Annotated in this window: 16 protein-coding genes; 11 read left to right on the forward strand and 5 right to left on the reverse strand. The window is 51.9% G+C overall.

The window, feature by feature from the left end; translation table 11 throughout:
- Positions 1-11 precede the first annotated feature (11 nt).
- On the forward strand, positions 12-566 hold the full coding sequence (yfcD, locus tag HV345_RS07910; RefSeq protein WP_006683645.1) for an NUDIX hydrolase YfcD: 555 nt from the start codon (positions 12-14) through the stop codon (positions 564-566).
- Between the two features lie 56 nt (positions 567-622).
- Here yfcD and yfcC read toward each other — a convergent pair whose 3' ends face one another.
- The 3 genes from yfcC to ackA form a co-directional block, all read right to left on the reverse strand.
- Positions 623-2,143: a putative basic amino acid antiporter YfcC gene (gene yfcC, locus HV345_RS07915; protein ID WP_181636462.1), complete on the reverse strand. Its 1,521-nt coding sequence runs from the start codon at positions 2,141-2,143 to the stop codon at positions 623-625.
- Between the two features lie 200 nt (positions 2,144-2,343).
- Complete coding sequence (gene pta, locus HV345_RS07920) at positions 2,344-4,488, reverse strand: phosphate acetyltransferase (RefSeq protein ID WP_016153844.1); 2,145 nt, start codon at positions 4,486-4,488, stop codon at positions 2,344-2,346.
- Between the two features lie 75 nt (positions 4,489-4,563).
- On the reverse strand, positions 4,564-5,766 hold the full coding sequence (ackA, locus tag HV345_RS07925) for an acetate kinase (protein ID WP_016153843.1): 1,203 nt from the start codon (positions 5,764-5,766) through the stop codon (positions 4,564-4,566).
- A 339-nt stretch (positions 5,767-6,105) separates the two neighbouring features.
- Between ackA and yfbV the strand changes: the two genes are divergently transcribed.
- From yfbV to HV345_RS07945, 4 genes are all read left to right on the forward strand, one after another.
- On the forward strand, positions 6,106-6,561 hold the full coding sequence (gene yfbV, locus HV345_RS07930; RefSeq protein WP_016153842.1) for a terminus macrodomain insulation protein YfbV: 456 nt from the start codon (positions 6,106-6,108) through the stop codon (positions 6,559-6,561).
- A gap of 83 nt (positions 6,562-6,644) precedes the next feature.
- On the forward strand, positions 6,645-7,139 hold the full coding sequence (locus HV345_RS07935) for a YfbU family protein (RefSeq protein WP_016153841.1): 495 nt from the start codon (positions 6,645-6,647) through the stop codon (positions 7,137-7,139).
- Positions 7,132-7,809, forward strand: a complete 678-nt coding sequence (locus tag HV345_RS07940) for a sugar phosphatase (protein ID WP_085951065.1) — start codon at positions 7,132-7,134, stop codon at positions 7,807-7,809. Before HV345_RS07935 ends, HV345_RS07940 begins: the two co-directional genes overlap by 8 nt.
- A 77-nt stretch (positions 7,810-7,886) precedes the next feature.
- Complete coding sequence (locus HV345_RS07945; RefSeq protein WP_053389245.1) at positions 7,887-9,719, forward strand: SLC13 family permease; 1,833 nt, start codon at positions 7,887-7,889, stop codon at positions 9,717-9,719.
- Between the two features lie 52 nt (positions 9,720-9,771).
- On the opposite strand, the gene yfbR is transcribed toward HV345_RS07945, so the two are convergent.
- Positions 9,772-10,371: a 5'-deoxynucleotidase gene (gene yfbR, locus HV345_RS07950; protein ID WP_003028083.1), complete on the reverse strand. Its 600-nt coding sequence runs from the start codon at positions 10,369-10,371 to the stop codon at positions 9,772-9,774.
- Positions 10,372-10,466: 95 nt separating this feature from the next.
- Positions 10,467-11,684 carry an alanine transaminase AlaA gene (gene alaA, locus HV345_RS07955; RefSeq protein WP_005129483.1) on the reverse strand — a complete coding sequence of 406 codons (1,218 nt, stop codon included), beginning with the start codon at positions 11,682-11,684 and terminating at the stop codon, positions 10,467-10,469.
- A 928-nt stretch (positions 11,685-12,612) separates the two neighbouring features.
- Here alaA and lrhA point away from each other — a divergent pair.
- The 6 genes from lrhA (at position 12,613) to nuoF (ending at position 19,025) form a co-directional block, all read left to right on the forward strand.
- Positions 12,613-13,551: a transcriptional regulator LrhA gene (gene lrhA, locus HV345_RS07960; protein ID WP_181636463.1), complete on the forward strand. Its 939-nt coding sequence runs from the start codon at positions 12,613-12,615 to the stop codon at positions 13,549-13,551.
- Between the two features lie 627 nt (positions 13,552-14,178).
- Positions 14,179-14,622: an NADH-quinone oxidoreductase subunit NuoA gene (gene nuoA, locus HV345_RS07965; protein WP_003028077.1), complete on the forward strand. Its 444-nt coding sequence runs from the start codon at positions 14,179-14,181 to the stop codon at positions 14,620-14,622.
- Between the two features lie 15 nt (positions 14,623-14,637).
- Positions 14,638-15,300: an NADH-quinone oxidoreductase subunit NuoB gene (gene nuoB, locus HV345_RS07970; protein WP_003028075.1), complete on the forward strand. Its 663-nt coding sequence runs from the start codon at positions 14,638-14,640 to the stop codon at positions 15,298-15,300.
- Positions 15,301-15,385: 85 nt separating this feature from the next.
- Positions 15,386-17,188 carry an NADH-quinone oxidoreductase subunit C/D gene (gene nuoC, locus HV345_RS07975; RefSeq protein ID WP_016153837.1) on the forward strand — a complete coding sequence of 601 codons (1,803 nt, stop codon included), beginning with the start codon at positions 15,386-15,388 and terminating at the stop codon, positions 17,186-17,188.
- A gap of 2 nt (positions 17,189-17,190) precedes the next feature.
- Positions 17,191-17,691: an NADH-quinone oxidoreductase subunit NuoE gene (gene nuoE, locus HV345_RS07980; protein ID WP_181636464.1), complete on the forward strand. Its 501-nt coding sequence runs from the start codon at positions 17,191-17,193 to the stop codon at positions 17,689-17,691.
- Positions 17,688-19,025 (forward strand): NADH-quinone oxidoreductase subunit NuoF, encoded by a 1,338-nt coding sequence (nuoF, locus tag HV345_RS07985; RefSeq protein ID WP_016153836.1) that lies wholly within the window; start codon positions 17,688-17,690, stop codon positions 19,023-19,025. The genes nuoE and nuoF overlap by 4 nt, the downstream gene beginning before the upstream one ends.
- Positions 19,026-19,052: the final 27 nt, after the last annotated feature.

Genomic DNA, 19,052 nt, shown 5'->3' on the forward strand with positions numbered 1-19,052 from the left:
AAGGTTTCCTGATGGTGGAACAGCGTCGTTTGGCAAGTACGGAATGGGTGGATATTGTGAATGAAGACAACGAAGTCATTGCACAATCCAGCCGGGAACAAATGCGGGCGCAACGCTTACGTCATCGTGCAACGTATATCGTCGTGCATGATGGTATGGGCAAAATTCTGGTTCAGCGCCGTACTGAGACAAAAGATTTTTTGCCCGGCATGCTGGATGCCACCGCTGGCGGTGTTGTGCAGGCTGACGAGCAACTACTGGATTCAGCGCGCCGTGAAGCGGAAGAGGAACTGGGGATTGCGGGCGTGCCGTTTGCCGAGCATGGGCAGTTTTATTTTGAAGACCAGAACTGTCGCGTATGGGGCGGGCTGTTTAGCTGTGTTTCCCACGGACCGTTTGCGCTTCAGGAAGAAGAGGTTAGTGAAGTTTGCTGGCTGACGCCGGAAGAAATTACCGCGCGCTGCGACGAATTTACGCCGGACTCACTGAAAGCCCTGGCGCTGTGGATGACCCGCAACGCTAAGAATGAAGGGGCGAAAGCCGAAAAGCAGGAAGAAGCTGAGTAAAATCTGCTCATCCGGCCTACAGCGTCGAGAAGTCGTGTAGGCCGGGCAATCGTTTTTTAATGGTAACCCATTATCTGCGCGCCAATTACCACCACGCTGGACATAATAAACAGCAGTCCCAACAGCGTGGCGCCTACCTTCAGCCAGTTACGAAAATCCACCCGACACACGCCTAACGTTGCCATCAGCGATGCCGATGTAGGATAGATAATATGACTGAATCCGTCGCCAAACTGGAAGGCCAGTACGGTGACCTGACGGTTTACGCCAACCAGATCGCCTAAGGGTGCTAATAACGGCATGGTCAATGCAGCCTGACCAGAGCCGGAAGTAACGAAGAAATTAAACACCGCCTGGAACAGCAGCATAAACCACGCCGCGATGGCGTTATCCAGCCCGCTGATGCCGTTGGCAATGCTGTGCAGCAGCGTGTTCAACACGCTGGCTTCCCCCGCTTCTCCATTACCGACCAGCAGTAATATGCCCTTGGCAAAACCGACCAGCAGGGCAGGGGCAATCATCATTCGTGCGCCTTCAGTGAATGAGGAGGCCATGATGTTGACCGTCATGCCGTTGAGACGAAAGACCACGCCAATGATGCCAATTACCAGGCCCATGGTGAAGAACTGACTGGCGATCTCAGGAATAAACCACGCGTTGACGATCACGCCCCAGACAACCCAAATCATTACCGCAGTCAGCACCAGCAGCACCAGCCAGTCGCCCAGCGTGAAGCGTCGTTCCACAACGTCGTCCTGCTGTTCGCGAAAGAAACGGTCGGATTCATGTACCCGGGACAAAAGCGGATTCTTTTTGATGCGTGCCGCATAGGCCAGCGTGAAGGTCAGCCCTATCAGGGTCGCAACCACCCACACAATGATACGCAGACCGGAACCAGAGAGTACCGGCACGCCCGCAATCCCCTGCGCGACGACCACGCAAAACGGGTTCATCCATGAGCTGGCAAATCCAATCTGAGTCGCAATATAGGTGACCAGAACGGTGGTGATACTGTCGTAACCTAACCGTACCATTAACGGTGCGATGATAATGGCAAAGGCGACCGCCTCTTCCCCCATGCCAAACACCGCGCCGCCTAATGAGAAGAGAACAAACAGCACCGGGATAAACAGGACTTCGTTTCCTCGTGTATGGCGGATGAGCGCCAGGATGCCGTTATCGATGGTACCGGTACGCATAACGATGCCGAATGCGCCGCCAATCACCAGCATAAACATAATAATGCCGACGGCAGTGCCGAATTTAGAGCCGGAGGTTAACCCTTCAAACGGAAAATTCATCAGGCCCGGGCGCTCATCACCGGTGGTGAAAAACTGCACCCGGTGATACTGCTCTTCGCCCGCGTCGTTGGTCAGAATTCGAAAAGAATGGGGGTCGACCACCTTACGGGTTTTGGTTTGTCCATCAACCTGATACTGCACTTCCTGACAGTCGAACATCCCGACGGGAACAACCCATGTCGCCAGACTGGTTAAAATGGCAACGAAAAAAATAATCACCAACGTATCGGGCATCGCCCATTTTTTAGCTGGCTGTGTTTCTGTTACTGCTGACATGAAAGACTATCCCTGTTGCAATGCAAAAGAGGATAAGTATGCAAACAGGAGAATAGTTATTCATTGATGCAGCGCATCCTGGCAAATGTTTCAGAATATGCCAACGGGAAAAACAGGTATAAAAAAACCGGAAATATAAGCTATTTCCGGTTTAATAAGCAGAAGTGTTGCCGGATAAGACATCCGGCACACTCGACAGATTACTGCTGCTGTTGGGAAGACTGGATCGCGGTCAGAGCGATGGTGTAGACGATGTCGTCAACCAGCGCGCCACGAGACAGGTCGTTCACAGGCTTGCGCATACCCTGCAGCATCGGCCCAATGGAGATCAGGTCGGCAGAACGCTGTACCGCTTTGTAGGTGGTGTTACCGGTGTTCAGATCCGGGAAGATGAACACGGTAGCGCGACCTGCAACCGGAGAGTTCGGCGCTTTGGATTTTGCTACGTCAGCCATAACGGCGGCGTCATACTGCAGCGGACCGTCGATCATCAGGTCAGGACGTTTTTCCTGCGCCAGACGCGTGGCTTCACGAACTTTTTCTACGTCGCTACCTGCACCAGAAGTACCGGTGGAGTAGGAGAGCATTGCTACACGCGGTTCGATACCGAAAGCAATGGCGGATTCAGCGGACTGAATCGCGATTTCTGCCAGTTGCTCTGCAGTCGGATCCGGGTTGATCGCGCAGTCGCCGTATACGTAAACCTGATCCGGCAGCAGCATGAAGAACACGGAAGACACCAGGGAACTACCCGGTGCAGTTTTGATCAGCTGCAGCGGCGGACGGATGGTGTTCGCGGTGGTATGAACTGCACCAGAAACCAGACCGTCAACGTCGTCCTGTTCCAGCATCAGGGTACCGAGAACCACGTTGTCTTCCAGCTGTTCGCGGGCAACGGTTTCGGTCATACCTTTGTTTTTACGCAGTTCGACCAGGCGAGCAACGTAGCTTTCGCGAACCACATCTGGATCAACGATTTCTACGCCAGCGCCCAGCTCAACGCCCTGAGAGGCCGCAACGCGGGTGATCTCATCCGGGTTGCCCAGCAGTACGCAGGTTGCGATACCGCGTTCAGCACAGATAGCCGCCGCTTTAACGGTACGCGGCTCGTCACCTTCCGGCAGAACAACGCGCTTGCCGGCTTTACGTGCCAGCTCGGTCAGCTGATAACGGAACGCTGGCGGAGACAGACGACGGCTGCGCTCAGAGGTCGCGGTCAGGGATTCAATCCAGTCAGCGTTGATGTAGTTAGCAACGTATTCCTGAACTTTCTCAATACGTTCGTGATCGTCAACCGGAACTTCCAAGTTGAAGCTCTGCAGGCTCAGAGAGGTCTGCCAGGTGTTGGTGTTCACCATGAATACCGGCAGGCCGGTTTCAAATGCACGTTCGCACAGTTTAGTGATACGCGCGTCCATTTCGTAGCCGCCAGTCAGCAGCAGGGCACCGATTTCCACGCCGTTCATGGCTGCCAGGCATGCTGCAACCAGCACGTCAGGACGATCGGCGGAAGTCACCAGCAGAGAACCGGCACGGAAGTGCTCCAGCATGTGCGGAATGCTGCGTGCGCAGAAAGTCACAGACTTCACGCGACGGGTATTGATATCACCTTCGTTAACGATAGTGGCGTTCAGATGACGCGCCATATCGATTGCACGCGTTGCGATCAGATCGAAGCTCCATGGCACCGCGCCCAGAACCGGCAGCGGGCTGGATTCTTGCAGTTTAGCCGGATCAACTTTGATCACTTTCGCTTTGGAAGAGTCGTCGAAAATCTCGGACAGATCCGGGCGAGTACGGCCCTGCTCATCAACCGGTGCGTTCAGTTTGTTAACGATTACGCCGGTGATGTTGGTGTTTTTCGCGCCGCCGAAGCTGCTGCGAGTCAGTTCAATACGCTCGTTCAGCTGTTCCGGGGTATCAGTACCCTGAGACATTACGAAGACGATTTCTGCGTTCAGCGTTTTCGCGATTTCGTAGTTCAGAGACTGTGCGAACTGATGTTTACGAGTTGGGACCAGGCCTTCAACCAGTACAACTTCAGCGTCTTTAGTGTTCGCGTGGTAGTTCGCGATGATCTCTTCCATCAGCACATCTTTCTGATTGCTGGACAACAGAGATTCAACGTGGCTCATCTTCAGCGGCTCAGCGGCTGGCAGAGAAGAGTTAGCACGGACGATGCTGGTAGTCTGGTCTGGCGCATCGCCACCGGCACGCGGTTGAGAGATCGGCTTGAAGACGCTCAGACGAACGCCTTTGCGTTCCATTGCGCGGATCACGCCAAGGCTGACGCTGGTCAGACCGACGCTGGTTCCGGTAGGGATCAGCATAATAATACGGGACACGGTTTATCCTCTTTCGTTACCGTCGATGTAGACGGGTTACAAAACAGCACCGCCAGCTAGGCTGGCGGTGTGAAATCAGGCAGTCAGACGGCTCGCGTCTTGCGCGATAACCAGTTCTTCGTTGGTTGGGATAACCACCGCAGGACGGGTACCTTCTTTGTTGATGAAACCAGATTTGCCGAAACGTGCGGCCAGGTTACGTTCGTGGTCAACTTCAAAGCCCAGAACGCCCAGTTTGCCCAGAGACAGTTCACGAACCATCGCTGCGTTTTCACCGATACCACCGGTGAAGACAACTGCATCCAGACGACCATCCATCAGCGCAGTGTAAGAACCGATGTATTTCGCCAGACGGTGACAGTAAACGTCCATTGCACGTTTAGCGTCTTCTTTAGTCGCGTAGTTATCTTCAACATAACGGCAGTCGCTGGTGACTTCGGTCAGACCCAGCAGGCCGGACTCTTTGGTCAGCATTTTGTTGATCTGGTCAACGCTCATGCCCAGAGTGTCGTGCAGGTGGAAGATGATCGCCGGGTCGATGTCACCGGAACGCGTACCCATCACCAGACCTTCCAGCGGGGTCAGACCCATGGAGGTATCAACACATTTACCGTTACGGATAGCAGAAACAGAACCGCCGTTGCCCAGGTGGCAAGTGATGATGTTCAGCTCATCAACCGGTTTGTTCAGAATTTTTGCCGCTTCCTGAGTCACGAAGAAGTGGCTGGTACCGTGCGCGCCGTAACGACGAACACCGTGTTCTTTGTACAGGCTGTATGGCAGAGCATAGAGGTAAGACTCTTCCGGCATGGTCTGATGGAACGCGGTGTCGAACACAGCCACGTTTTTGTCTTTCAGATTCGGGAAGGATTTCAGCGCTTCTGCGATACCGATCAGGTGTGCAGGGTTATGCAGCGGTGCAAAAGAGGCTGCGTCTTTGATACCCTGAATAACGGAATCGTCGATAACCACAGAGCCGGTGTATTTCTCGCCGCCGTGAACAACACGGTGACCAATCGCAGTCAGCTGAGCAGACAGTTCTGGTTTTTGTGCCAGAATAGTATTAACGATAAAATTCAGCGCTTCACTGTGAGCGGCGCCTGCACCTAAAGCCGCTTCTTGTTTACCGCCGTCCATTTTCCACTTGATACGTGCTTCTGGGAGATGGAAACATTCGGCTAAACCAGAGAGGTATTCTTCACCGTTTACTGCATCGATGATGGCAAATTTCAGTGAGGAGCTACCGCAGTTCAGAACCAGTACTAACTTACTCGACATGGAAGTACCTATTTATGATACGTGGCTAAAAAAACGTCAGGAAGTCATAGAGCGTAGCGCATGATGACACCGACGTTTATGATTAACATCATGCGCCATAGTCTTTTTGGGCACGATGGAATAAATACCTTTGAGTCTATGTCATTTTGCGTATTTTTCAGCCAATGGCATACTATGTGTCAATTTGACGACTCAATGATTTTGGACTAAAGGCCTTACAGGCCGGCACAGGATACCTGAATGTGGGTATCAAAGACAAAATGTTTTGAACGATGTCCCTTGTAGTTGTTGTTTTGCACAAATTTTTTAATTTTTATATGTGAAGTTGAGGTAACCGCCATGTCGACACCGGATAATCGTTCCGTCAATTTTTTTAGCTTGTTTCGCCGGGGGCAGCACTATGCGAAGACGTGGCCAATGGAAAAGCGCCTCGCGCCTGTGTTTGTAGAGAACCGCGTGATCCGCATGACGCGTTACGCGATCCGTTTTATGCCGCCTATCGCCGTCTTCACCTTATGCTGGCAAATTGCGTTAGGGGGGCAGTTGGGACCGGCCGTGGCGACTGCGCTGTTTGCGCTCAGCCTGCCGATGCAGGGCATGTGGTGGCTGGGTAAACGTTCTGTAACGCCGCTGCCGCCTTCAATACTCAACTGGTTCTACGAAGTTCGGGGTAAATTGCAAGAAGCCGGGCAGGCGCTCACTCCGGTAGAAGGAAAGCCTGATTATCAGGCGCTGGCTGACACGCTTAAGCGCGCCTTCAAACAACTGGATAAAACTTTCCTTGATGATTTGTAATTGACCCCTGATTACGCATATAAAAGAAGGCACAAGATGCCTTCTTTTTTTTCATCGCAGTAGTAGTGATACAGGAGTCCCAAATGGAAATGACCAACGCTCAACGTCTGATTTTGTCTAATCAGTACAAAATGATGACTATGCTCGATCCCACTAACGCCGAGCGTTATCGTCGTTTGCAGACGATTATTGAACGCGGTTACGGCTTGCAGATGCGCGAGCTGGATCGTGAGTTTGGTGAGCTGACGGAAGAAACCTGTCGTACGATTATCGATATTATGGAGATGTATCACGCATTACATGTGTCCTGGACTAATCTTAAGGACGCGCAGGCTATTGATGAGCGTCGTGTGACCTTCCTTGGCTTTGATGCCGCAACGGAAGCCCGTTACCTCGGGTACGTACGTTTTATGGTTAATGTGGAAGGTCGTTATACCCACTTTGATGCGGGTACGCATGGCTTCAACGCCCAGACCCCGATGTGGGAAAAATATCAGCGTATGCTGAATGTCTGGCACTCTTGCCCGCGCCAGTATCACCTGAGTGCGAATGAAATTAACCAAATCATTAATGCCTGAGGGGGCGAGCGTGCAGTGCAAAGGTTTTCTGTTTGATCTGGATGGAACGCTGGTCGATTCCTTACCCGCAGTAGAACGCGCGTGGTGCAACTGGGCCGATCGTTTTGGCCTCGATCACGCCGAGGTGCTCGGCTTTATTCATGGCAAGCAGGCCATTACCTCCCTGCGACACTTTATGGTGGGCAAATCTGAGGCTGAGATCGCCGCGGAATTCACCCGCCTGGAGCAGATCGAAGCGACGGAAACCGCGGGGATCACAGCGCTGCCGGGAGCGGTTGATTTACTCAACCACCTCAATAAAGCGGGTATTCCATGGGCGATTGTGACCTCCGGATCCATGCCGGTCGCACGAGCGCGTCATCGTGTCGCGGGTCTGCCTGCTCCTGAAGTGTTTGTCACCGCCGAGCGGGTAAAAAGAGGCAAGCCCGAGCCTGACGCCTATCTGTTAGGCGCCCAGCTTCTGGGTCTTGCGCCACAGGAATGCGCGGTGGTGGAAGATGCGCCCGCTGGGGTGCTTTCAGGACTGGCTGCAGGGTGTCATGTGATAGCGGTCAACGCGCCAGTGGACACGCCGCGTCTGGATGAGGTCGATTTTTCGCTGACCAGTCTGGAACATATTTCTGTGACCAAACAGCCCAACGGCAATGTGGTCGTTGTAAGAAATACCTGAACATGATTTAGCCCCAGATTGTTGGGGCTTTTTTATGGCAGAATCGATCCATCCCTCTCATTTAACAAGGATATGTTGTGAACGGTGAATTGATATGGGTTCTCTCATTGCTGGCGATTGCCGTCGTCTTGTTTGTCACTGGCAGAGTGCGTATGGACGCGGTCGCTTTGCTGGTCATCATTGCCTTTGTTCTGAGCGGAACATTGAGCATCACAGAAGCCTTTTCCGGATTCAGCGATCCTAACGTTATTTTGATAGCGGCATTATTCATTATCGGCGACGGCCTGGTGCGTACCGGGGTGGCGACAGTAATGGGTGCCTGGCTGGTGAAGGTGGCTGGCAGCAGTGAAGTCAAAATGCTGGTTTTGCTGATGATTACCGTTGCCGGGCTCGGGGCGTTTATGAGTTCGACCGGCGTGGTCGCCATCTTTATCCCGGTGGTCTTAAGCGTTTCCATGCGCATGGAAATTTCCCCTTCACGACTGATGATGCCGCTGAGCTTTGCCGGATTGATAAGCGGCATGATGACGCTGGTGGCGACGCCGCCTAACCTGGTCGTCAACAGTGAACTGTTACGTGAAGGACTCAACGGGTTCAGCTTTTTTAGCGTTACCCCGCTGGGGCTGGTGGTTCTGGTACTCGGCATAATTTATATGCTGCTGATGCGCTTTATGCTCAAGGGAGAAGATTCCAGGCAGCCGGGAGACGGCTGGAAACGCCGGACCTTTCGCGATCTGATTAAAGAATATCGCCTGACCGGGCGCGCGCGTCGGCTGGCGATTCGTCCCGGTTCTCCTATGATTGGCCAGCGTCTGGATGATCTGAAGCTGCGTGAGCGCTACGGGGCAAACGTGATTGGCGTGGAACGCTGGCGTCGATTTCGTCGCGTAATAGTCGACGTTAACGGGGTTTCTGAGTTTCGCGCTCGTGACGTATTGCTGATTGATATGTCCGCGGCCGATGTCGACCTGCGTGAATTTTGCAGTGAACAGTTTCTGGAACCGATGGTACTGCGCGGCGAATACTTCTCGGAGCAGGCGCTTGATGTGGGGATGGCCGAGATCTCTCTGATCCCTGAATCGGAATTGATCGGCAAAACGGTACGGGAAATCGCTTTTCGTACCCGCTACGGGCTGAATGTCGTTGGGCTGAAGCGCGATGGCACGGCTCTGGCTGGAGCGGTGGTGGATGAGCCATTGCTGATGGGCGATATCATATTAGTGGTGGGCAACTGGAAGCTCATCACTCTGTTGGGACAAAAAGGGCGTGATTTTGTCGTGCTGAATATGCCAGAGGAAGTCAGTGAAGCTTCTCCGGCGCACAGCCAGGCACCGCATGCGATTTTCTGTCTGGTGCTGATGGTCGCTCTGATGCTCACTGATGAAATTCCCAATACGGTGGCTGCGATCATCGCCTGTCTACTGATGGGGAAATTTCGCTGTATTGATGCCGAAAGTGCCTATAAAGCGATTCACTGGCCAAGCATTATTTTGATTGTCGGGATGATGCCCTTCGCGCTGGCTTTACAAAAAACCGGCGGTGTCGACTTGGTGGTGAAAGGGCTGATGGATGTCGGTGGCGGGTATGGTCCGTATATGATGTTGGGCTGCCTGTTCGTGCTGTGTGCGACTATCGGGTTATTTATCTCCAACACCGCGACGGCGGTGCTGATGGCGCCAATCGCGCTGGCGGCTGCAAAGTCGATGGGCGTTTCACCGTATCCTTTTGCGATGGGGATTGCGATGGCAGCATCCGCAGCCTTTATGACACCGGTCTCTTCGCCGGTAAACACTCTGGTGCTCGGACCTGGCAACTACAGCTTTAGCGATTTCGTGAAGATTGGCGTACCGTTTACCATCATTGTGATGGCGGTGTGCGTGGTGATGATCCCGATGCTGTTTCCGTTTTGATGTTGTTGGCGGATGGCGACGCGGATGTTTTCGTCGCCACCGGGTCATGCGTTTATAGCGGAGAATCCTGGCTGATTTCATCTAATGAGAGGTGAAAACTCGGGACAAACACGTCCATAAAGTAGTCCATCTCTTCGCTGCGTCGCGACTCCAGCGTTTTTTCCAGACGCGTCTTGGCAAGCAGAAATTCGTTATTACCGGCAGAGAGTTCCTCCAGACACTTCAGATACGCACACAGGGCATCGGCCTGTTTAACAATCGATCTCTCTTCTTCACTTAAGGCATGTTCATCAATGAGCGGCGCAAAAATATCGCGCAGTTCATCAGGTACCATATCGACCAGCTTTTGCTGAGCAATTTTCTCTATCGCTTTATATTCCTGCGCAATCTGCGAGTTGAAATATTTCACCGGGGTAGGGAGATCACCGGTCAGCACTTCTGACGCATCGTGATACATCGCCAACAGAGCAATACGCTCAGCATTAACCTGACCACCAAATTTACGGTTTTTGATCGCGGCCAGCGCATGGGCAACCATGGCAACCTGCAGACTGTGTTCAGACACGTTTTCGGTGCGCACGTTGCGCATCAGCGGCCAGCGATTAATGAGCTTCAGACGGGAGAGGTGGGCAAAAAAATGGCTCTGCTTCATAACGACCCTTATATGATGGCAACCTAAGAGTCATTTTGCGCAGAGAAGGCTGTCAGATGCAAATACTCGTCATCCATCCGACAGCCTTTGTTTAATTACAACTGGTGATACCCTGACAGGAAACGCTCAAATTTACTCAGCGACATTTCAATATCGTCAATACGCGGCAGCGTGACGATGCGGAAATGATCCGGCCACGGCCAGTTGAACGCTGTTCCCTGAACCAGCAGTACTTTTTCCTGCAGCAGGAAGTCGAGCACCATCTTCTGGTCGTCATGAATGTTGAAGCGTTTAGCATCAATTTTCGGGAACATATACAGCGCGCCGCGCGGTTTTACGCAGGAGACACCAGGAATGTCATTGAGCAGTTCCCAGGCGCGGTTGCGTTGTTCATACAGACGCCCACCAGGCATGATAAATTCGCTGATGCTCTGGTATCCGCCCAGTGCGGTCTGAATGGCATGTTGCGCCGGAACGTTGGCACACAGGCGCATAGAGGCCAGCATCTCAAGACCTTCAATATACCCTTTAGCATGTTTCTTCGGCCCGTTCAGCACCATCCAGCCCTGACGGAAACCGGCAACGCGATAGGTTTTTGACAGGCCATTGAAGGTGATGGTCAGCAGATCCGGCGCCATTGCAGCGATGGAGTGGTGTTCAGCATCGTCGTAGAGAATTTTGTCGTAAATCTCATCCGCAAAGATGATGAGGTTGTTCTGGCGAGCAATCTCAACAATCTCCATCAGCAGCTCTTTAGAGTATACAGCGCCGGTTGGGTTGTTTGGGTTGATGATGACGATCCCACGCGTACGCGGCGTGATTTTGGCGCGGATATCATCCAGGTCCGGGAACCAGTCTGATGATTCGTCACACAGGTAGTGCACGGCATTACCGCCGGAGAGCGATACCGCCGCCGTCCACAGCGGATAATCAGGAGCAGGAACCAGCATTTCGTCCCCACTGTTCAGCAATGCCTGCATAGCCTGCACAATTAATTCAGAAACGCCGTTGCCGATATAAATATCTTCCACGGTTACGTCGCGCATACCACGGGCCTGGTAATGCTGCATAATCGCTTTCCGGGCGGAATAAAGGCCTTTGGAGTCGCAATATCCTTGCGCTGTTGGCAAATTGCGGATCACATCCACCAGTATTTCATCTGGCGCTTCAAACCCGAATGGCGCCGGGTTGCCGATGTTCAGTTTCAGAACCTTATTGCCTTCTTCTTCCAGGCGCTTTGCTTCCTTCAGAACCGGGCCGCGAATGTCATAACAGACGTTTTCTAATTTGCTGGATTTTTCAATGGGGGACATGAACGTTGACCTTTTTAGCTGTGAATGCCACTCCCTGCCATGGAAGTCAGCCCAGCACAATGTACTCCCACGGCGGTGAGTTTTGAAGGGTCTTTAGTAGAAGATTTTGAAAAGCTATGAAGTGATAATTAACTGTTAACAACTAAATAATGTAAATATTATGAGATAATAATCTATCTGGATGTGTTTTGTTGGTAGTATGTTTTGTTTTATCGGTTTGGTTGTGGTGAATTGTTTGGTCAAAAAAAGTTAAGCCTGTAAAGCGAAATGTCACGGGTGTCTAAGCTGGATGAGGTAATTCGAAAATACTGAGGTTTTAACTGCGGGACCTGTTATCGGCCTGATCCGTACGTGATACGGTGTGAATTCATTGTTAAGCAGAATTAATGAATTGAAGAATTCTTAATTAATTATTATTTAATATTTAAACGACATTAAATTGAATGGGCCAATAATAGCAAAACCGCTGCTCTGACATAACACCTGGTAGCCTGGAATTATTCACGATAACACTTATAAATATAGTGGTTTTAGGTTAAGATAAGTCTCATGAAATGGTAAGTAGTCTGAATTTTAAGATAATTCAAATGTTTGTTGGTTGTTCCTAACACACTGAAAAGTTAGTTTTTAATGTGTAAATTATTGTTCGTTAACTTTTTTTTAAATTTACAAAATTTACATGTTTTCCCTAAGTCAGAATCATCCAGCAGCTAAAAATTCGGCTCTTTCTCGTTGCTATATTCCGATGAATATCACGGGAATTAAAATAGCCAGGAAAGAGAATTGTTTCGTTTGTTAAACCAAATACATCCTTATTTTCACTTGGTTACACTAAGCGAAACTGCGAGGGAGGCACATTACAAATGGAGTTGTTTGATTCCAAATGCACAGCATTAACTCGGTATGACCCGCGAGTAAGTGAAAAACTATGATAAATGCAAATCGTCCGATAATTAACCTCGACCTCGATCTGCTGAGAACCTTCGTTGCTGTTGCCGACCTGAATACCTTTGCGGCTGCGGCAGCTGCGGTATGTCGAACTCAGTCTGCGGTGAGTCAGCAAATGCAGCGTCTTGAGCAACTCGTGGGGAAAGAGTTGTTCGCGCGCCATGGACGCAACAAACTACTGACCGAACATGGTATACAACTGTTGGGTTACGCCAGAAAAATACTGCGCTTTAATGATGAGGCATGCTCATCATTAATGTTTAATAATCTTCAGGGAGTGTTAACTATCGGTGCTTCTGATGAATCAGCCGATACCATACTGCCTTTCCTGCTCAACCGAATAAGTTCGGTTTATCCGAAGCTTGCGCTGGATGTGAGGGTCAAGCGTAACGCCTACATGGTGGATATGCTGAAGTCGCAAGAAGTGGACTTGGTTGTGACTACCAACCGTCCTGGCGATTTTGAATGTCTGAATCTGCGTACCTCGCCAACGCATTGGTACTGCGCTGCCGAATATATTCTGCAAAAAGGTGAGCCGGTACCGCTGGTTTTGCTGGACGATCCGAGCCCGTTTCGCGATATCGTGCTGGCGACATTAAACGCTGCTCAGATCCCGTGGCGCCTGGCTTATGTTGCTTCAACCTTACCTGCGGTTCGCGCGGCGGTAAAAGCAGGGCTCGGCGTCACTGCGCGGCCTGTTGAAATGATGAGTCCAGATTTACGCGTACTGGGCTCCGCCGACGGATTACCGCCATTGCCTGATACTGAGTATTTGTTGTGCTGCGATCCGTCCACGCAAAATGAGTTGGCAGAAGTTATCTTTAAGTCGATGCAAACGTATCAAAATCCTTGGCAATACAATCAGTTTACCCCGGAAGGGGGAGATGACTCGCTGATTGTTGAAGGCGACTTTGAGTAATCCGTCACAAAAAATCGTTTTAAAATGTTAGTGTAAAAAAGAGCCTCTGGTGATGAAAAAACATCCAGCGGCTCTTTTTTTATGTAAATATTGCCGCTTTATGTCATTTGCTATACTAAAACTTAACAAAATCAGAAGGTAAAAAAACGGTCTGACACTTGGCTGAAAAATAAGCAGCAGCGTTACTAATTGTTTCCATGTTAAAAAACTAGAGAAATTGTTGCTGTTTTTTATGGTGAATTAACAAAAGCGTGTCACAGATCAAGAAAATACTCCCATTTAGGGGGAGGCATCTGGGTGAATTCCTGTCAAAATAGGTGAGTATTATCTTTTTTACTTCACTACGGACACGATTCAACAACATTAAAAATGACCGATGATGCGATCGAAATTGGTCTAAATAGCACTTTATGTTAATGAAGTTGGAGCGGTGTAAAATAATGTGAGGAAACTTTTGTTAAAGTTGACAAAAGGTTATAGAAAGGAGTAAAAAACCCCATCAATTAGCTGTATAAAATGGTTTTTCACAGTGATTGTAAGGTTTTTTTTATTCCTCCCCATGAATCGATGTGGCGTTCATCTGCCGAAAAGAGCAGAGAATTTGGCGCTACTTTTGATGAGTAAGCAATGAGTATGTCAACATCCACTGAAATCATCGCTCATCACTGGGCATTCGCTATCTTTCTTATTGTTGCCATTGGCCTGTGCTGCCTGATGCTCGTCGGCGGCTGGTTTTTAGGTGGTCGCGCGCGCGCGAGATCTAAAAACGTGCCGTTTGAATCAGGTATCGACTCGGTCGGCACCGCCCGCTTGCGCCTGTCTGCCAAGTTTTATCTGGTAGCCATGTTCTTCGTTATCTTCGACGTTGAAGCGCTGTATCTGTTCGCATGGTCAACTTCTATCCGTGAAAGCGGCTGGATTGGCTTTGTGGAAGCTGCAATTTTTATTTTTGTGTTACTGGCAGGTCTGGTTTATCTGGTGCGTATTGGCGCGCTGGACTGGACGCCCGCGCGTTCACGCCGCGAGCGTATGAACCCGGAAACGAACAGTATCGCTAATCGTCAACGCTAACCGCGAGGCATTAAGATGGATTATACGCTCACCCGCATAGATCCTAACGGTGAGAACGACCGTTACCCCCTGCAAAAACAGGAGATCGTAACCGACCCCCTGGAGCAAGAAGTTAACAAAAACGTGTTCATGGGCAAGCTGCATGACATGGTTAACTGGGGCCGTAAAAACTCAATTTGGCCATATAACTTTGGCCTTTCCTGCTGCTACGTTGAGATGGTGACCTCGTTTACCGCCGTGCACGATGTGGCCCGTTTTGGTGCGGAAGTACTGCGTGCATCGCCGCGTCAGGCTGACCTGATGGTCGTAGCCGGAACCTGCTTTACCAAAATGGCGCCGGTTATTCAGCGTCTCTACGATCAGATGCTGGAACCGAAATGGGTTATTTCCATGGGCGCATGCGCCAACTCCGGCGGTATGTACGACATCTATTCTGTGGTGCAGGGCGTTGATAAATTTATTCCGGTCGATGTGTACATCCCGGGATGCCCGCCGCGTCCGGAAGCGTATATGCAGGCTCTGATGCTGCTGCAAGATTCCATTGGCAAAGAACGCCGTCCGCTCTCCTGGGTGGTTGGCGATCAGGGCGTTTATCGCGCCAATATGCAGTCAGAACGCGAGCGTAAACGCGGCGAACGTATTGCTGTAACGAATCTTCGTACACCAGACGAGATTTAATTTGCGCCTGTCGGCAGCAGCACTTCCTTCGCTTATCACTACATAAATAGCGCGAAGCACTGCCGACCACCACGGACCATTTGCAATGGTGAACAATATGACCGACTTAACCGCGCAAGACGCTGTATGGCAAACACGGGATCACCTTGATGACCCGGTCATTGGCGAACTGCGCAACCGTTTTGGGCCGGATGCCTTTACCGTTCAGGCGACTCGCACCGGGGTACCTGTTGTTTGGGTCAAGCGTGAACAATTACTGGAAGTTGGCGATTTCTTAAAGAGACTGCCGAAACCTTACGTCATGCTGTTTGACTTACACGGCATGGACGAACGTCTGCGTACGCACCGCGAAGGGTTACCTGCCGCGGATTTTTCCGTTTTCTATCACCTGATCTCCATTGAACGCAATCGCGATATCATGCTCAAGGTGGCATTGTCTGAAAACGACCTGCGCGTACCGACGTTCACCAAACTGTTCCCGAACGCCAACTGGTATGAGCGTGAAACCTGGGAAATGTTTGGCATCGACATCGAAGGTCACCCGCACCTGACGCGTCTGCTGATGCCGCATACCTGGGAAGGTCATCCGCTGCGTAAAGACTACCCGGCGCGTGCGACCGAATTCGATCCGTTTGAGCTGACCAAAGCCAAACAGGATCTGGAAATGGAATCACTGACCTTCAAACCAGAAGAATGGGGCATGAAGCGTAGTTCCGAAAACGAGGACTTCATGTTCCTCAACCTCGGTCCTAACCACCCGTCTTCTCACGGTGCGTTCCGTATTGTGCTGCAGCTTGATGGCGAAGAAATCGTCGACTGCGTGCCTGACATCGGCTACCACCACCGTGGCGCTGAAAAGATGGGTGAACGTCAGTCCTGGCACAGCTACATTCCGTACACCGACCGTATCGAGTACCTCGGCGGCTGCGTCAACGAAATGCCTTACGTACTGGCCGTTGAGAAACTGGCTGGCATCACCACGCCGGATCGCGTCAACGTGATTCGCGTTATGTTGTCTGAACTGTTCCGTATCAACAGCCACCTGCTGTACATCTCCACGTTCATCCAGGACGTCGGCGCGATGACCCCGGTCTTCTTCGCCTTTACCGACCGTCAGAAAATCTATGACGTAGTGGAAGCGATCACCGGTTTCCGTATGCACCCGGCCTGGTTCCGTATCGGCGGTGTGGCACACGATCTGCCGCGCGGTTGGGACAAACTGCTGCGTGACTTCCTCGACTGGATGCCAAAACGTCTGGATTCCTACGAGAAAGCCGCACTGCGTAACACCATCCTGAAAGGCCGTTCGCAGGGCGTTGCCGCTTACGGTAAGAAAGAAGCGCTGGACTGGGGTTGTACCGGTGCTGCGCTGCGTGCGACCGGTATTGATTTTGACGTGCGTAAAGCGCGCCCATACTCTGGCTACGAAAACTTTGACTTTGAAGTCCCGGTTGGCGGCGGCGTGTCCGACTGCTATACCCGCGTGATGCTGAAAGTTGAAGAGCTGCGCCAGAGTCTGCGCATCCTTGAGCAGTGCCTCAACAACATGCCGGAAGGCCCGTTCAAAGCGGATCACCCGCTGACTACGCCGCCGCCAAAAGAGCGCACGTTGCAACATATCGAAACCCTGATCACCCACTTCCTGCAAGTTTCGTGGGGACCGGTTATGCCGGCAAACGAGTCCTTCCAGATGGTGGAAGCGACCAAGGGTATTAACAGTTACTACCTGACCAGCGATGGCAGCACCATGAGTTACCGTACCCGTATCCGTACCCCGAGCTATGCGCACCTGCAGCAGATCCCGGTAGCGGTACGTGGCAGCCTGGTGTCCGACCTTATCGTCCACCTGGGTAGTATCGATTTTGTTATGTCAGATGTGGACCGCTAATTATGCACGAGAATCAACAACCACAAACCGAGGCTTTTGAGCTGAGTGCGGCTGAGCGTGAAGCGATTGAGCACGAGAAGCACCACTACGAAGACCCGCGTGCGGCGTCCATTGAAGCGCTGAAAATCGTTCAGAAACAGCGTGGCTGGGTGCCGGATGGGGCGATCTATGCGATCGCTGATGTGCTGGGGATCCCGGCAAGCGACGTAGAAGGTGTTGCCACGTTCTATAGCCAGATCTTCCGCCAGCCGGTAGGTCGCCACGTGATCCGCTATTGCGACAGCGTGGTGTGCCATATCAACGGCTATCAGGGGGTCCAGGCTGCGCTTGAGAAAAAACTCAACATCAAGCCGGGGCAGACGACCTTTGACGGTCGTTTTACGCTGCTCCCGACCTGTTGCCTGGGGAACTGCGATAAAGGGCCGAACATGATGATCGATGAGGATACTCATGCTCACCTGACCCCGGAAGGCATTCCCGAACTGCTGGAGCGGTATAAATGAAAGACATTATCCGTACTCCCGAAACGCATCCGCTGACCTGGCGTCTGCGTGATGACAAACAGCCGGTCTGGCTGGACGAATACCGTAGCAAGAACGGCTATGAAGGTGCGCGTAAGGCCCTGACCGGGCTGTCACCGGACGAAATCGTTAATCAGGTAAAAGACGCTGGCCTGAAAGGGCGCGGCGGTGCGGGCTTTTCCACCGGTCTGAAGTGGAGCCTGATGCCGAAAGACGAATCCATGAACATCCGTTACCTGCTGTGTAACGCCGATGAAATGGAGCCGGGTACCTATAAAGATCGTCTGCTGATGGAACAGCTGCCGCACCTGCTGGTGGAAGGCATGCTGATCTCCGCGTTTGCGCTGAAAGCGTACCGTGGTTACATCTTCCTGCGTGGTGAATATATCGAAGCGGCTGTGCATCTGCGTCGCGCGATTGCCGAAGCAACCGAAGCCGGCTTGCTTGGCAAAAACATCATGGGCACCGGTTTCGACTTCGAACTGTTTGTCCACACCGGGGCAGGGCGCTATATCTGCGGTGAAGAGACGGCACTGATTAACTCCCTTGAAGGTCGTCGTGCTAACCCACGCTCTAAGCCGCCGTTCCCGGCAAGCTCTGGCGCTTGGGGTAAGCCGACCTGCGTTAACAACGTCGAAACCCTGTGTAACGTACCGGCTATCCTCGCGAACGGCGTGGAGTGGTACCAGAACATTTCGCAGAGCAAAGACGCGGGCACCAAGCTGATGGGCTTCTCAGGTCGCGTGAAGAACCCTGGCCTGTGGGAACTGCCTTTCGGTACTACCGCGCGCGAGATCCTCGAAGATTACGCGGGCGGCATGCGCGATGGTCTGAAATTCAAAGCCTGGCAGCCGGGCGGCGCGGGTACTGACTTCCTGACTGAAGCGCACCTCGATCTGCCGATGGAATTCGAAAGCATTGGTAAAGCCGGTAGCCGTTTGGGCACCGCGCTGGCAATGGCCGTCGATCACGAGATTGGCATGGTTCCTCTGGTGCGTAACCTCGAAGAGTTCTTTGCCCGCGAGTCCTGCGGCTGGTGTACGCCGTGCCGTGACGGTCTGCCGTGGAGTGTGAAAATTCTGCGCGCGCTGGAGCGTGGCGAAGGCCAGCCTGGGGATATCGAGACGCTTGAGCAACTGTGTCGTTTCCTCGGCCCGGGTAAAACCTTCTGTGCACACGCACCGGGTGCGGTGGAGCCGCTGCAGAGCGCCATTAAATATTTCCGCGAAGAATTCGAAGCTGGCATCAAGCAGTCCTTCAGCAATACCCATCAGATTGGTGGTATTCAGCCGAACCTGCTGAAAGAGCGCTGGTAATAGCAGGGTAACCCTGAATCGCGATCA

The sequence above is a fragment of the Citrobacter sp. RHBSTW-00986 genome, assembly GCF_013783065.1.
Lineage (GTDB): Bacteria > Pseudomonadota > Gammaproteobacteria > Enterobacterales > Enterobacteriaceae > Citrobacter > Citrobacter braakii.

Excerpts from the sequence above, each read along its gene's own strand:
- nuoE (WP_181636464.1), top strand. The coding sequence starts at position 17,191 with ATGCACGAGAATCAACAACCACAAACCGAGGCTTTTGAGCTGAGTGCG.
- nuoA (WP_003028077.1), top strand. The coding sequence starts at position 14,179 with ATGAGTATGTCAACATCCACTGAAATCATCGCTCATCACTGGGCATTC.
- yfbR (WP_003028083.1), bottom strand. The coding sequence starts at position 10,371 with ATGAAGCAGAGCCATTTTTTTGCCCACCTCTCCCGTCTGAAGCTCATT.
- nuoC (WP_016153837.1), top strand. The coding sequence starts at position 15,386 with ATGGTGAACAATATGACCGACTTAACCGCGCAAGACGCTGTATGGCAA.
- ackA (WP_016153843.1), bottom strand. The coding sequence starts at position 5,766 with ATGTCGAGTAAGTTAGTACTGGTTCTGAACTGCGGTAGCTCCTCACTG.
- HV345_RS07935 (WP_016153841.1), top strand. The coding sequence starts at position 6,645 with ATGGAAATGACCAACGCTCAACGTCTGATTTTGTCTAATCAGTACAAA.
- HV345_RS07940 (WP_085951065.1), top strand. The coding sequence starts at position 7,132 with ATGCCTGAGGGGGCGAGCGTGCAGTGCAAAGGTTTTCTGTTTGATCTG.
- yfcD (WP_006683645.1), top strand. The coding sequence starts at position 12 with ATGGTGGAACAGCGTCGTTTGGCAAGTACGGAATGGGTGGATATTGTG.
- lrhA (WP_181636463.1), top strand. The coding sequence starts at position 12,613 with ATGATAAATGCAAATCGTCCGATAATTAACCTCGACCTCGATCTGCTG.
- yfbV (WP_016153842.1), top strand. The coding sequence starts at position 6,106 with ATGTCGACACCGGATAATCGTTCCGTCAATTTTTTTAGCTTGTTTCGC.
- nuoF (WP_016153836.1), top strand. The coding sequence starts at position 17,688 with ATGAAAGACATTATCCGTACTCCCGAAACGCATCCGCTGACCTGGCGT.
- alaA (WP_005129483.1), bottom strand. The coding sequence starts at position 11,684 with ATGTCCCCCATTGAAAAATCCAGCAAATTAGAAAACGTCTGTTATGAC.
- yfcC (WP_181636462.1), bottom strand. The coding sequence starts at position 2,143 with ATGTCAGCAGTAACAGAAACACAGCCAGCTAAAAAATGGGCGATGCCC.
- nuoB (WP_003028075.1), top strand. The coding sequence starts at position 14,638 with ATGGATTATACGCTCACCCGCATAGATCCTAACGGTGAGAACGACCGT.